Source organism: Actinopolymorpha sp. B17G11 (assembly GCF_040196095.1).
Classification (GTDB): Bacteria; Actinomycetota; Actinomycetes; order Propionibacteriales; family Actinopolymorphaceae; genus Thermasporomyces.
In genome coordinates this window covers 48,034-61,146 of the sequence record NZ_JBEFTW010000021.1, presented here as the reverse complement: position 1 = coordinate 61,146, position 13,113 = coordinate 48,034, and the positions used below count along the sequence as shown (strand labels likewise).

General features: G+C 70.2%; 13 protein-coding genes. 10 read left to right on the top strand and 3 right to left on the bottom strand.

Going from position 1 to position 13,113, the window contains the following annotated elements; all coding sequences use genetic code 11:
* Positions 1–122: 122 nt before the first annotated feature.
* Positions 123–383, bottom strand: a complete 261-nt coding sequence (locus tag ABN028_RS20980) for a metallothionein (protein ID WP_349331554.1) — start codon at positions 381–383, stop codon at positions 123–125.
* 141 nt (positions 384–524) lie between these two features.
* Complete coding sequence (locus tag ABN028_RS20975; RefSeq protein WP_349331555.1) at positions 525–1,013, bottom strand: hypothetical protein; 489 nt, start codon at positions 1,011–1,013, stop codon at positions 525–527.
* 177 nt (positions 1,014–1,190) lie between these two features.
* Here ABN028_RS20975 and aroQ point away from each other — a divergent pair, with 177 nt between their 5' ends.
* The 4 genes from aroQ to nusB all read left to right on the top strand — a co-directional run bounded on the left by aroQ (position 1,191) and on the right by nusB (position 3,820).
* The gene (aroQ, locus tag ABN028_RS20970) at positions 1,191–1,631 is read left to right on the top strand and encodes a type II 3-dehydroquinate dehydratase (RefSeq protein ID WP_349331556.1); all 441 of its coding nucleotides are present in this window, start codon (positions 1,191–1,193) and stop codon (positions 1,629–1,631) included.
* A 45-nt stretch (positions 1,632–1,676) separates the two neighbouring features.
* Entirely contained in the window at positions 1,677–2,762 is a 1,086-nt protein-coding gene (locus ABN028_RS20965) for an aminopeptidase P family protein (protein ID WP_349331557.1), read from the top strand.
* 85 nt (positions 2,763–2,847) lie between these two features.
* The gene (gene efp / locus ABN028_RS20960) at positions 2,848–3,405 is read left to right on the top strand and encodes an elongation factor P (protein WP_349331558.1); all 558 of its coding nucleotides are present in this window, start codon (positions 2,848–2,850) and stop codon (positions 3,403–3,405) included.
* Between the two features lie 4 nt (positions 3,406–3,409).
* Positions 3,410–3,820 (top strand): transcription antitermination factor NusB, encoded by a 411-nt coding sequence (nusB, locus tag ABN028_RS20955; RefSeq protein WP_349331559.1) that lies wholly within the window; start codon positions 3,410–3,412, stop codon positions 3,818–3,820.
* A gap of 125 nt (positions 3,821–3,945) precedes the next feature.
* Here nusB and bldD read toward each other — a convergent pair whose 3' ends face one another.
* Complete coding sequence (gene bldD, locus ABN028_RS20950) at positions 3,946–4,449, bottom strand: transcriptional regulator BldD (RefSeq protein WP_349331560.1); 504 nt, start codon at positions 4,447–4,449, stop codon at positions 3,946–3,948.
* Positions 4,450–4,701: 252 nt separating this feature from the next.
* Here bldD and pyrR point away from each other — a divergent pair, with 252 nt between their 5' ends.
* From pyrR to pyrF, 6 genes are all read left to right on the top strand, one after another.
* Positions 4,702–5,328 (top strand): bifunctional pyr operon transcriptional regulator/uracil phosphoribosyltransferase PyrR, encoded by a 627-nt coding sequence (gene pyrR / locus ABN028_RS20945; protein ID WP_349331561.1) that lies wholly within the window; start codon positions 4,702–4,704, stop codon positions 5,326–5,328.
* Complete coding sequence (locus ABN028_RS20940) at positions 5,325–6,323, top strand: aspartate carbamoyltransferase catalytic subunit (RefSeq protein ID WP_349331562.1); 999 nt, start codon at positions 5,325–5,327, stop codon at positions 6,321–6,323. Before pyrR ends, ABN028_RS20940 begins: the two co-directional genes overlap by 4 nt.
* 85 nt (positions 6,324–6,408) lie before the next feature.
* Complete coding sequence (locus ABN028_RS20935; RefSeq protein ID WP_349697810.1) at positions 6,409–7,722, top strand: dihydroorotase; 1,314 nt, start codon at positions 6,409–6,411, stop codon at positions 7,720–7,722.
* Positions 7,719–8,891 (top strand): glutamine-hydrolyzing carbamoyl-phosphate synthase small subunit, encoded by a 1,173-nt coding sequence (gene carA / locus ABN028_RS20930; RefSeq protein ID WP_349697809.1) that lies wholly within the window; start codon positions 7,719–7,721, stop codon positions 8,889–8,891. Before ABN028_RS20935 ends, carA begins: the two co-directional genes overlap by 4 nt.
* Complete coding sequence (carB, locus tag ABN028_RS20925) at positions 8,891–12,223, top strand: carbamoyl-phosphate synthase large subunit (RefSeq protein ID WP_349697808.1); 3,333 nt, start codon at positions 8,891–8,893, stop codon at positions 12,221–12,223. The genes carA and carB overlap by 1 nt, the downstream gene beginning before the upstream one ends.
* Positions 12,220–13,095 carry an orotidine-5'-phosphate decarboxylase gene (gene pyrF, locus ABN028_RS20920; RefSeq protein ID WP_349697807.1) on the top strand — a complete coding sequence of 292 codons (876 nt, stop codon included), beginning with the start codon at positions 12,220–12,222 and terminating at the stop codon, positions 13,093–13,095. Before carB ends, pyrF begins: the two co-directional genes overlap by 4 nt.
* Positions 13,096–13,113 lie beyond the last annotated feature (18 nt).

Below are 13,113 nucleotides of genomic sequence, written 5' to 3'. Positions count from 1 at the left end.
GGCTCCCGGGCGGCTACTCGCAAGTCACGTGACTCCCAAGCCACCTGACTCCCAAGCCACCTGACTCCGGGTGGACCGGCCCCAGAGCCAGGCCGCGCCGGATCCGCGCAGCGGCCACAGTGCTAGGACGGGCGTGCTCCCGCGGTGTCCCTGACCTCGTCGCCGTGCTCGATGCCCGACACGCGGGCACAGTGGGCGCCGCAGAAGAACTGTCCGGCGACCTCGACGCCGTGGCCGACGATGCGGCACCCGCACTGCTCACAGACCGGTGCCAGTCGATGGATGGCGCACTCGAACGAGTCGAAGGTGTGCGCCTTGCCGGCGGTGGTGCGTACCTCGAAGGCCATCCAGTAGTCGTTGCCGCATACCTCGCAGATCGCCATCGATCCTCCTCCTTCCCGGCCGGCGTTCGCGCAGCGTCGCGTGGAGGGGTCGGAATGGGTGGCCGGTCCGGATGGTTCCCCTGGGCTACCTGCCCGGCATCGGGCCGAGGCAACCGGGAGTCCGGTCGGGCAAAGAGCCACTCAGAGGGAGCGGACGAACTTCTGGGCGTCCGGGATGTCCATGCCAGTCTCGTCGCAGACCAGCCGGATCGCCTCGACCTCCCGCCCGGCGGCGCGCATGCTGCGGGCGCGTTCGGCGAGTCCGCGCGCTCCGGGGGCGGCCGGCATCCCGTCGTCGGCGCGAGGGCTGACGTCCACTGCCTCACCCGTGATCACGGTCGCCGGCGGGCGGTGGCCGGTCTGGATCGCATCGACAAGGGCCCGCGCGTCGGCGAGGCCCAGGCCGGTGGCCCGCATGAGCTCCTTCACCGCCTGGACCTTCCTGCTCCGTCCGAGCAGGCCGACCACGACGGAGAGCACCATGGGGTCGATCGGCTGCGACAATAGCTTGGTCGGCCCTGGTCTCTGCTGCTCCTCGACGCTCGGCTGCTTCGCGTCTCTCGAGCGGAGGACGAACAGGACGACGACGATCACCGCCCCGACGAGAAGGATGAGCAGCAGATCGTTCACGAGAGGATGCTAGCCGCCGTGACGCCGGGAGTCGCCACGGCGACCGGTAGGCGCCATGTCCGGCTGGTGCCAATGGAGCATTTCCGGCGAGCACCCCGGCGGAAATCGGGTCAGGCCGGCCGCGCCCGCCCCCTGCGAGCCGATCATGATCACCGGGGCGGACACTAGGCTGAGCACGTGCGCGTACTCGTCCTGAACGGCCCCAACCTCGCCCGCCTCGGTTCCAGGGAACCGGACGTCTACGGCTCGCTGTCCTACTCCGACCTGGCCGCCGAGTGCGGCAAGACCGGAGCGGAACTCGGCCTCGACGTCGACGTACGCCAGACCGACAGCGAGGCCGAGCTGATCCGCTGGCTGCACGAGGCGGCCGACGCCTCCACACCGGTCGTCCTCAACCCCGCGGCCTTCACGCACTACTCCTACGCCGTCCGCGACGCGTGTGCACAGCTCACGGCGCCGCTCATCGAGGTGCACCTCACGAACCCCGGGCGCCGCGAGGAGTTCCGGCACACGAGCGTCGTCTCAGGGGTCGCGACCGGCACCATCGCGGGGTTCGGGTTCGACTCCTACCGGCTCGCGCTCCGCGCCCTGGTGAACCTGCCCGGAACACCTCGCTGACGTTTCGACTTGCGGGGACCTCACTCCCGCGGTTGGCTGGATGTCGTGCCCGACATCCATGCCGCCCGGCGAGAGCGGCTTCGCAGCGTCCTGGCCGGCACGGACGTTCCGGCCGCGTTGGTGAGCGCCCTGGTCAACGTCCGTTACCTGTCCGGTTTCACCGGCTCCAACGCTGCCCTGCTGGTGGCGGTGGACGGCACCTGCGTCCTTGCCACGGACGGCCGTTACGGCGACCAGGCGGCGGCGGAGTGCCCTGACCTCGACATCGTGGTCGACCGGCGCCTGCTGCCTGTCCTGGTCCAGCACGCGGTGGAGATACCCGTCACCCGGCTGGGCGTGGAGACGCATGCGTTGACCGTCGACGCTCTGGCCGCGATCCACAGCGACCACGCCGGGCTCGAGACGCCGACGCTCGCGCGGGCCGTCGAGGGGTTGCGGATCGAGAAGGACGATACCGAGCTGGACCACATTCGTACCGCCTGCGCGATGTCGTGCCGGGCCTTGGAGGGACTGCTCGGCACCACGCTGCTGGGACGGACCGAGCGTGCCATCGCGCGGGACCTCGAATATCGGATGTACGCCGAAGGCGCCGAAGGCCTCGCATTCGCCACGATCGTCGCATCCGGCCCGCACGCAGCCATCCCGCACCATCAGCCCACGGATCGCGAGTTGGAGCGCGGCGACTTCCTCACCATCGACTTCGGCGCCAGACACGCCGGATACCACGCCGACTGCACGCGCACGTTCGTGGTGGGCGGCGAGCCCGTCGAATGGCAGCGGGAGATCTACGACGTCGTACGCACCGCACAACGCGCCGCCCGGCACGCGGTCGCGCCGGGGGCCAAGCTCGCCGACGTCGACGCCGCCGCCCGAGACGTGGTGGCCGAGGCAGGCTACGGCGAGCGGTTCACCCATGGTCTGGGCCACGGGGTGGGGCTTCAGATCCACGAGGACCCGTTCTTCGCCAGGACCGCGGAGGGTAAACTCGGCGGTCGCGCTCCCGTCACCGTCGAACCCGGTATCTATCTTCCGGACCGCGGCGGCGTCCGCATCGAGGACACCGTGATCGTGCGCGGTGGCCGACCGGAGCTGCTCACCCCGACCACCAGAGACCTGCTCGTCCTCGACTGAGCCGGACGCGGGAGTCGATGAGCGCGTGCCCGGCAGACCCGCCGGACCGACACGCACCAACCAGGAGCTGAGAGGCGAGACTGCAGTGGCCACCACGAACGACCTCAAGAACGGCATGGTTCTCAACCTCGACGGGCAGCTCTGGAGCGTCCTGTGGTTCCAGCACCACAAGCCGGGCAAAGGCGGCGCTGTGGTCCGTACGAAGCTCAAGAGCGTGCTCTCCGGCAAGGTCGTCGACAAGACGTTCAACGCAGACGTGAAGGTCGAGGTCGCCACCGTCGACCGGCGCGAGATGACCTACCTCTACAACGACGGGGAGTCCTACGTCTTCATGGACTCGACGACCTATGACCAGCTGCCGCTCTCGCCCGACGTCGTGGGCGAGGCGTCGCACTTCCTGCTCGAGAACCAGTCGGCGACCGTGGCGGTGCACGAGGGGACGCCGCTCTACATCGACCTTCCCGCCTCGGTGGAGCTGGCGATCGAGTACACCGAGCCGGGGCTGCAGGGCGACCGGTCCAGCGGCGGTACCAAGCCAGCCCGACTGGAGACGGGGTACGAGATCCAGGTGCCGCTGTTCATCACCACCGGCGAGAAGGTCAAGGTCGACACCCGCTCAGGCGACTACCTCGGGAGGGTGTAGTCCGGTGTCGGCACGGACGAAGGCGCGGCAGCGGGCGCTCGAGGTCCTCTACGAGGCCGAGCTGCGCGACCGGTCACGGCTCAGCACCCTCGCGGATCGGCGTGACGCCGCCGATCCGCCCATTTCGGACTACACCGTCCGGCTCGTCGAAGGGGTGGAGACACACGCCGAACGCCTGGACGAGCTCCTGGGCGAGCACGCCAAGGGGTGGAGCCTCGCGCGGATGGCGCCCGTCGACCGCAACATCCTCCGGCTCGGGGCCTATGAGCTTCTCTACGCCGACGACGTGCCTGACCCGGTGGCGATCAGCGAGGCCGTACGCATGGCGCGGGAGCTGTCCGGCGAGGAGGCTCCAGCGTTCGTCAACGGGCTCCTGGCGCGGCTGCTCGAGCTCAAGCCAACCCTGCTGACCTGACGATGGGACAGCCGCCCCGCCACGAACCCGTGGCAGGGCGGCTGTGTTGATCGCTCCGCCGACGCACTTACCTGGACGGGCCAAGGGCGCCGCAGAGGGAGCAGGGTGCGCGGCGCGGCCCTCGCTCAGCTCTCGTCGTCGGAGACGGCCTCGGCCGCTTCGGCGTTCAACACACCCCACGCGACCAGCCGGTCGGCGAGGATGCTGGGCCGCTCGTCGTAGATCACGGCCAGGGTGCGCATGTCCTCCTGGCGGATCGAGAGCACCTTCCCGTTGTAGTCGCCGCGCTGTGCCTGGATGGTCGCGGCATAACGGGCGAGCGGGGCGACCTCGACTCCTTCGAGCTGGCCGAGGCGTTCGAGGTCGAGGACGAGCCGCGGCGGCGGCTCGGCGGCGGCGCCGATCGGACCGACGCCGGGGAGCAGCTCGGTGATCGGTACGCCGTAGAACTCCGCTAGCTCGGACAGCTTCTGGACGGTCACGGCACGGTCTCCGCGCTCGTAGGAGCCCACCACGACCGCCTTCCAGCGGCCCTTGGACTTCTGCTCGACCCCGTGGAGGGAGAGCCCCTGCTGCTGCCTGATGGCGCGGAGTTTCGCACCCAGGGACCTGGCGTAGTCGCTCGGCATCCGTGCTCACTCATCCTTGATCTTCGAGGGACACGGAGACGCCGCGTCCAAGATGGTCACGGAGCGTGACGGTAACCCGGAGCGACCTCCACGTCAAGCCGACGCGACGGAACTGGACCGTTCTGACGATCTTCACGCGCCTGGCGACACGCCGGCGGTACCCGACTTCGGCCGGCTGGCTGCTACCGTCTCAATCGTTGTCCGACATCCTTTAACGACCCGTCCAGAGAGGCGGGGAAGGAGGTTCGGCAGGTGCCTGCTGCCCATGATCCGCAGCACAGGACCGCCGCCGCGTCCCGCGCCCCGGTCAACGCCCGTGACGGCACGGCGCGTGAGGTCCTCGACGAGGCCGACATCTCCCGCGCGCTCACCCGCGTCGCCCACGAGATCCTCGAACGCAACAAGGGCGCCCGCGAGGTCGTCCTGCTCGGCATACCCAGCCGCGGGGTCGAGCTGGCCCGCCGGATCGGCGAGCGGATCGCCGCGGTGGAGGGCTCCTTCGGCGGGATCGGCGCCCTCGACGTCACGATGTACCGCGACGATCTCCGGATGCGCCCCACCCGCGCCCTCGGCTACACCGACATCCCTGACGGCGGCATCGACGGCCGCGTGGTGGTCCTGGTCGATGACGTCCTCTTCTCGGGCCGGACGATCCGCGCCGCACTCACCGCCCTGGACGACATCGGCCGTCCCCGGGCGGTCCAGCTCGCCGTTCTCGTCGACCGGGGGCACCGCGAGTTGCCGGTCCGGGCCGACTTCGTGGGCAAGAACCTCCCGACCGCTGCACAGGAACGCGTGACCGTGCTCCTGCGGGAGTCCGACGGCCGCGAGGCCGTCGTGATCGCGAAGGACCCGACCGCGGGGGAGGCGACACCGTGAAGCACCTGCTCTCGGCAGGCGATCTCGACCGGGACGAAGCCCTGCTGGTGCTCGACACGGCAGAGAAGCTGCGCGAGCTCGCCGACCGGCCGATCAAGAAACTGCCCACCTTGCGCGGGCGTACGGTCGTCAATCTGTTCTTCGAGGACTCGACCCGCACGAGGATCTCGTTCGAGGCGGCCGCCAAACGCCTGTCCGCGGACGTGATCAACTTCTCCGCCAAGGGGTCGAGTGTGGAGAAGGGCGAGAGCCTCAAGGACACCGCGCTCACTCTCGAGGCCATGGGGGCCGATGCCGTCGTCGTCCGGCACTGGGCAAGCGGGGCACCACACCGGCTCGCGTCATCCGGATGGATCCGCAGCAGCGTGGTCAACGCTGGGGACGGTACGCACGAACACCCGACGCAGGCGCTCCTCGACGCGTTCACGATGCGCCGCCACCTGGGCGCCCTGGACGGGCGTCGGGTCGCGATCGTCGGCGACGTCCTGCACAGCCGGGTGGCGCGCTCCAACGTCCTACTGCTCGCCACCCTGGGCGCCGACGTCACGCTCGTCGCGCCGCCGACACTGCTCCCGGTGGGCGTGGAGAGCTGGGCATGCGCGACGTCGTACGACCTCGACTCCCTGCTCCCGAAGACCGACGTCGTGATGATGCTGCGGGTCCAGCGCGAACGCATGCCGCATCCCCCCGGGAGCGCCCCCGGACCTCCAAGCCCGGCGTTCTTCCCGAACGCACGCGAGTACAGCCGCCGCTACGGGCTGGACGCCGCCCGGATGGCCGCGCTGCCGGAGCATGCCCTCGTCATGCATCCGGGTCCGATGAACCGTGGCATGGAGATCTCGGCCGACGTGGCCGACTCTTCCCGGTCGGTGATCGTGGAGCAGGTCACCAACGGCGTCGCGGTGCGGATGGCGGTGCTCTACCTGCTGCTGGCCGGTGGGGTTCCGGCCACGGACGAGACCGTGCCCGAGCAACGAAGGCGAGAGCAAGCATGAGCGCGAGGAGCCCCCACCGAGGTACGCCGAGGTACGAGGTGTGCCGGAGTGAGGCACCGCAGCGGTCATGCGAAAGGGGAACGGCATGAGCGAGCGAATCAGTAGGCACAGCAGGAAGTCCTACGTTCTTCGCGGCGGACGCCCGTACGGCGGCGATCCCACCGATCTGGTCCTCAAGGACGGCGTGATCGCCGAGATCGGGCAGAACCTGTCCGGGCCGCGCGCCGGCACGGTCGACGTCACCGGTCTCGTCGTGCTGCCAGGTCTGGTCGACCTTCACACGCACCTGCGTGAGCCCGGCCGGGAGGACGCCGAGACGGTCGAGTCCGGCACGGTCGCCGCCGCGAGGGGCGGCTATACCGCGGTGTTCGCGATGCCCAACACCGATCCGGCGGCCGACACGGCGGGGGTCGTCGAGCAGGTCTACCGGCTGGGTCAGGACGCCGGGCACTGCGACGTCCAACCCATCGGTGCCGTCACGGTCGGTCGAGCGGGCCGGCAACTCGCCGAGCTGGGGGCGATGGCGGAGTCAGCGGCCAGGGTGCGGGTCTTCTCCGACGACGGAGACTGCGTCTCCGATGCGGTACTGATGCGCCGGGCGCTGGAGTACGTCAAGGCGTTCGACGGTGTGATCGCTCAGCACGCGCAGGAACCCCGGCTGACCGAGGGCGCCCAGATGAACGAAGGTGCGCTCTCCGCCACTCTCGGCCTGCCGGGCTGGCCGGCGGTGGCGGAGGAGGCGATCATCGCCCGCGACGTCCTGCTGGCCGCACACGTCGGCTCCCGGGTGCATGTCTGCCACCTGTCGACCGCCGGATCGGTGGAGATCGTGCGCTGGGCCAAGAGCCGTGGTTACCCGGTGACGGCGGAGGTGACACCGCACCACCTGTTGCTCACCGAGGACCTGGTGGCGAGCTATGACCCGATCTACAAGGTCAATCCGCCGCTGCGTTCGGCGTCGGACGTGGAGGCGCTTCGCGCCGCCCTGGCCGACGGCACGATCGACTGCGTGGCAACCGACCATGCGCCACATCCGGTCGAGGACAAGGAGTGCGAGTGGGCCGCCGCGGCGATGGGGATGGTCGGGCTGGAGACGGCGCTCAGCGTGGTCCAGCAGGCGATGGTCGACACCGGGCTGCTCGACTGGTCGGGGGTCGCCGACCGGATGGCCTACCAACCGGCGCGGATCGGTCGCCTCGGTGGACAGGGCCAGCCGCTCGAGGTCGGGGCGCCGGCCAACCTGACGCTCTACGATCCGGCCGCGCCCTGGGTGGTCGAGCCGGCCGACCTGGTGAGCAGGTCACGGAACACCCCCTACGCCGGTACGACACTGCCGGGCCAGGTTGTGGCGACGTTCCTGCGGGGACGGCCGACGGTGCTTGACGGGAAGCCCCAGTGACGGCGTACGCGGACGAGGGCGGCAGGCAGTCCAGGACCACCGGGCCGCCGGCGCTGCTCGTCCTGGAGGACGGCCGGGTCTTTCGCGGTCATGCCTACGGCGCGGAGGGAGAGACCTTCGGCGAGGCGGTCTTCGCCACGGGCATGACGGGCTACCAGGAGACGCTGACCGACCCGTCGTACCACCGGCAGGTCGTGATCCAGACCGCGCCCCACATCGGCAACACCGGGGTCAACGACGAGGACCCGGAGTCCCGCCGCATCTGGGTGGCGGGCTACGTCGTGCGCGACCCCGCGCGGGTGCCGTCCAATTGGCGGTCGCGGGGGAGCCTCGCCGACGCGCTGGCCGCCGACGGTGTGGTCGGGATCGCGGGCATCGACACCCGCGCGCTCACCCGGCACCTGCGCGAGCGAGGTGCGATGCGGGTCGGCATCTCCAGTGTCGAGCGCGATCCGCGGGCGTTGCTGGCGCGCGTGCTCGGCGCGCCCACCATGAAGGGCGCGGCGCTGGTCGACGAGGTGACGACGCCCGAGCCCTATGTCGTCCCCGCGCAGGGCGGGAAGAGGTTCACGGTCGCCGCGGTCGACCTCGGTATCAAGGCGATGACCCCGCACCGGATGGCCGAGCGGGGGATCGAGGTGCACGTCCTGCCGTCGACGTCCACGCTCGACGACGTGCTCGCGGTCGAGCCCGATGGTGTCTTCATGTCCAACGGACCCGGTGACCCCGAGCCGCTGGAGCACGCCGTGGGAGTCCTCCGAGGAGTCCTGGCGGCGGGCAAGCCGTTCTTCGGCATCTGCCTGGGCAACCAGGTCTTCGGCCGGGCCCTCGGCTTCGGTACGTACAAACTCCCGTTCGGCCACCGCGGCATCAACCAGCCCGTGCAGGACCGGACGACCGGCAAGGTCGAGGTGACGGCCCACAACCACGGCTTCGCCGTGGACGCGCCGGCGGACCGTCCCACGGAGACGGCATACGGCACCGCGACCGTCAGCCACGTGTGCCTGAACGACCGGGTCGTGGAGGGTCTGGAGCTCCGCGACGGCAAGGGCGCGTTGACGGCGTTCTCGGTGCAGTACCACCCCGAGGCCGCGGCCGGCCCGCACGACGCCGCGTACCTCTTCGATCGCTTCACCGATCTCATGGCAACCGGAGGGAGTGCAGGCTGATGCCCAGGCGTACGGACATCTCCTCGGTTCTCGTCATCGGCTCCGGGCCGATCGTGATCGGCCAGGCATGCGAGTTCGACTATTCCGGAACCCAGGCATGCCGGGTCCTGCGCGACGAGGGTCTGCGCGTCGTCCTGGTCAACTCCAACCCGGCGACCATCATGACCGACCCGGAGTTCGCGGACGCGACCTACGTCGAGCCCATCACCCCGGAGTACGTCGAGAAGGTCATCGCGGCCGAACGCCCGGACGCGCTGCTTGCGACCCTCGGCGGCCAGACGGCCCTCAACGCCGCGGTCGCGCTGCACGAGTCCGGCGTCCTCGCGAAGTACGGCGTGGAGCTGATCGGTGCGTCGATCGAGGCGATCCAGCGGGGTGAGAACCGCGAGTCGTTCAAGCGGATCGTCGAGGAACTCGGCGCCGAGGTGGCGCAGAGCCGGATCTGTCACACCCTCGCGGAGTGCCTCGCCGCGGCGGAGGAGCTGCGCTATCCGGTGGTCGTCCGTCCGTCGTTCACGATGGGCGGGGCAGGCTCTGGCATGGCCTACGACGCCGAGGACCTGCACCGGATCGCGGGCGCGGGCCTCGCGGCGAGTCCGACCACCGAGGTCCTGCTGGAGGAGTCGATCCTCGGCTGGAAGGAGTACGAGCTCGAGGTCATGCGCGACCGGGCGGACAACGTGGTCATCGTCTGCTCGATCGAGAACGTCGACCCGATGGGCGTGCACACGGGCGACTCGGTGACGGTCGCTCCGGCCATGACGCTGACCGACCGCGAGTACCAACACATGCGCGACATCGCGATCGGGGTCATCCGCGCGGTCGGGGTCGACACCGGTGGCTGCAACATCCAGTTCGCGGTCGACCCACGCGACGGCCGGATGATCGTCATCGAGATGAACCCGCGGGTGTCCCGGTCGAGTGCGCTCGCCTCCAAGGCGACCGGCTTCCCGATCGCCAAGATCGCCGCGAAGGTGGCGCTCGGCTACACCCTCGACGAGATTCCGAACGACATCACCTCTGCGGGCGACTACGGCACGCCCGCGTCCTTCGAGCCGACGCTCGACTACGTGGTGGTGAAGGTGCCGCGGTTCGCGTTCGAGAAGTTCCCGCACGCCGACCCGACCCTCACCACGCACATGAAGAGCGTCGGTGAGGCGATGGCGATCGGGCGGAACTTCACCGAGGCGCTGCAGAAGGCGCTGCGGTCGATCGAGAAGCGCGCCGCCATCCTGTCCTGGGTGGGTGAACCTCGCGACAAGGACGAGTTGCTCGCGCTCATTCGTACACCCCACGACGGGCGGCTCGGCGTCGTGGTGGAAGCCATCCGGGCGGGCGCGACCGTCGAGGAGCTGTACGCCGCGAGCGGGATCGATCCGTGGTTCCTCGACCAGCTGGTCCTGCTGGGCGAGATCGCGACCGACCTCGCCGAGGCGCCCCAGCTCGCACCCGACCTGGTACGCCGGGCAAAGCGGCACGGGTTCGCCGACGCGCAGATCGGCGCGATCCGGGGCATGCGCGAGGACGTCGTACGCGGCGTGCGGTGGGCCCTTGGCATCCGGCCGGTCTTCAAGACCGTCGACACCTGTGCGGCGGAGTTCGCGGCGAAGACGCCGTACCACTACTCGAGCTACGACGAGGAGACCGAGGTCCCGAGCCGCGACCGGCCGGCGGTCATCATCCTCGGTTCGGGTCCCAACCGGATCGGCCAGGGCATCGAGTTCGACTACTCCTGCGTCCACGCCGCACTGGCCCTCGCCGACTGTCCCGACAACGACGGTGCGGGTTACGAGACCGTGATGGTCAACTGCAACCCGGAGACCGTCTCCACCGACTACGACACGAGTGACCGGCTCTACTTCGAACCGCTCACGCTCGAAGACGTGCTCGAGGTCGTGCACGCCGAGCAGCAGGCCGGCCCCGTCGCCGGTGTCGTCTGCCAGCTCGGCGGCCAGACACCGCTCGGCCTCGCCCAGGGACTCGAGGACGAGGGCGTCCGGATCGTCGGCACCACGCCGGAGGCGATCCACCTCGCCGAGGAACGCGGAGCGTTCGGACGCGTCCTCGCCGACGCCGGACTGCCCGCGCCGAAGCACGGTACGGCAACGTCCTTCGCGGAGGCGAAGGCGATCGCCGACGAGATCGGGTTCCCCGTGCTCGTGCGTCCTTCGTACGTCCTGGGCGGGCGCGGCATGGAGATCGTCTACGACGACAAGGCGCTGGAGTCCTACATCGCCCGGGCGACCGCGATCTCGCCGGAGCATCCGGTACTCGTCGACCGGTTCCTCGACGACGCGGTCGAGATCGACGTGGATGCGCTCTACGACGGCGAGGAGCTGTTCCTCGGCGGCGTGATGGAGCACATCGAGGAGGCCGGTATCCACTCCGGCGATTCGGCTTGCGCCCTGCCACCGATCACCCTCGGCCGGGAGGAGATCGACCGGATCCGCGTCTCGACCGAGGGAATCGCGCGCGGTGTCGGCGTCCGCGGCCTGCTCAACGTGCAGTACGCACTGGCTGGCGACGTGCTCTACGTCCTCGAAGCCAACCCGAGGGCTTCGCGCACGGTCCCGTTCGTCTCGAAGGCCACCGCGACCCCGCTGGCCAAGGCGGCGGCCCGGGTCATGCTCGGCGCGACCATCGCCGATCTGCGGGCCGAGGGTCTGCTGCCGGCGTCCGGCGACGGCGGCCACCTCCCACCCACCGCCCCCATCGCGGTCAAGGAAGCCGTCATGCCGTTCAACCGCTTCCGTACCCCCGACGGCCGCACCGTCGACACCCTGCTCGGCCCTGAGATGCGTTCCACCGGCGAGGTCATGGGCATCGACGCCGGCTTCGGCGTCGCCTTCGCGAAGTCTCAGGCCGGCGCCTACGGCGGTGCGCTCCCCACCAAGGGGCGGGTCTTCGTCTCCGTGGCCAACCGCGACAAGCGGCACATGATCTTCCCGGTCAAGCGCCTCGCGGACCTCGGCTTCGAGATCCTCGCGACCGAAGGAACCGCGGCCGTGCTGCGCCGCAACGGCGTCGTCGCCACCGTCGTCCGCAAGGCGACGCAGGGACCGGGCCCGGCGGGAGAGCCGACCATCGTCCAGCGCATCATCGACGGCGAGGTCGACCTCATCGTCAACACCCCGCGCGGCACGACGTCCGGCGGTAGTCCGCGCATCGACGGCTACGAGATCCGGACCGCCGCCATCATGGGCAGCATCGCCTGCATCACCACGGTGCAGGGTCTCGCCGCGGCGGTGCAGGGGATCGAGGCGCTGCGAGCCGGCGAGATCGGGGTGCGGTCGTTGCAGGACTGGGCACGAGCACTACGGGAGGACCAGTGAGTCGACAGCTCCTCGAGGAGGACCGCACGGTGGGATCGGATGTGACGCCGTTCGGGACCAGGCTGCGTGCCGCCATGGACGCGCGCGGACCCTTGTGCGCGGGCATCGACCCGCACCCGTCGCTGCTGGCCGCCTGGGGCCTGTCTGACGACCCGAGCGGTCTCGAACGCTTCGCCCTGACCGCCACGGAAGCCCTGGCGCCCCAGGTGTCAATGGTCAAGCCGCAGTCGGCGTTCTTCGAACGCCACGGCAGCCGCGGGATCGCCGTCCTGGAGCAGGTGATCGCCCTCTCCCGCGAGGCTGGCGCGATCGTGCTGTTGGACGGCAAACGCGGTGACATCGGCTCGACCGTCCGGGCGTACGCCGACGCCTATCTCGAACCGTCGTCCCCGCTCTTCGTCGACGCCGTGACCGCACACCCATACCTGGGGTACGGCTCCCTGCGGCCGTTCTTCGACAGTGCCGACCGCTTCGGTTGCGGTGTCTTCGTCCTCGCGCTCACGTCCAACCCGGAGGGCCCCGAGGTGCAGGCGGCCCGTCAGTCGGACGGACGCACCGTCGCAGGGAGCCTCCTCGACCGGATCGCCGCCGCGAACGCCGGAGCAGACCCGCTGGGCTCGGTCGGCGCCGTCGTCGGCGCCACCGTGGGGGAGACCGGGGAGGACTTCGCCCGACTCAACGGGCCCATCCTCGCGCCGGGCTTCGGCGCTCAGGGCGGGACCGCCGCGGACCTGAAACGGATCTTCGGGGCGGGCCTGCCCCACGTCCTTCCGGCCACGTCCCGCGGACTGCTCCAGGCGGGGCCGTCCATGCGGGGCCTTCGCGAAGCGGCCGCCCGCACCGCGGGAGAGCTTGCCGCCGTCCTCACCTGACGCCCACGGCCGTACGCA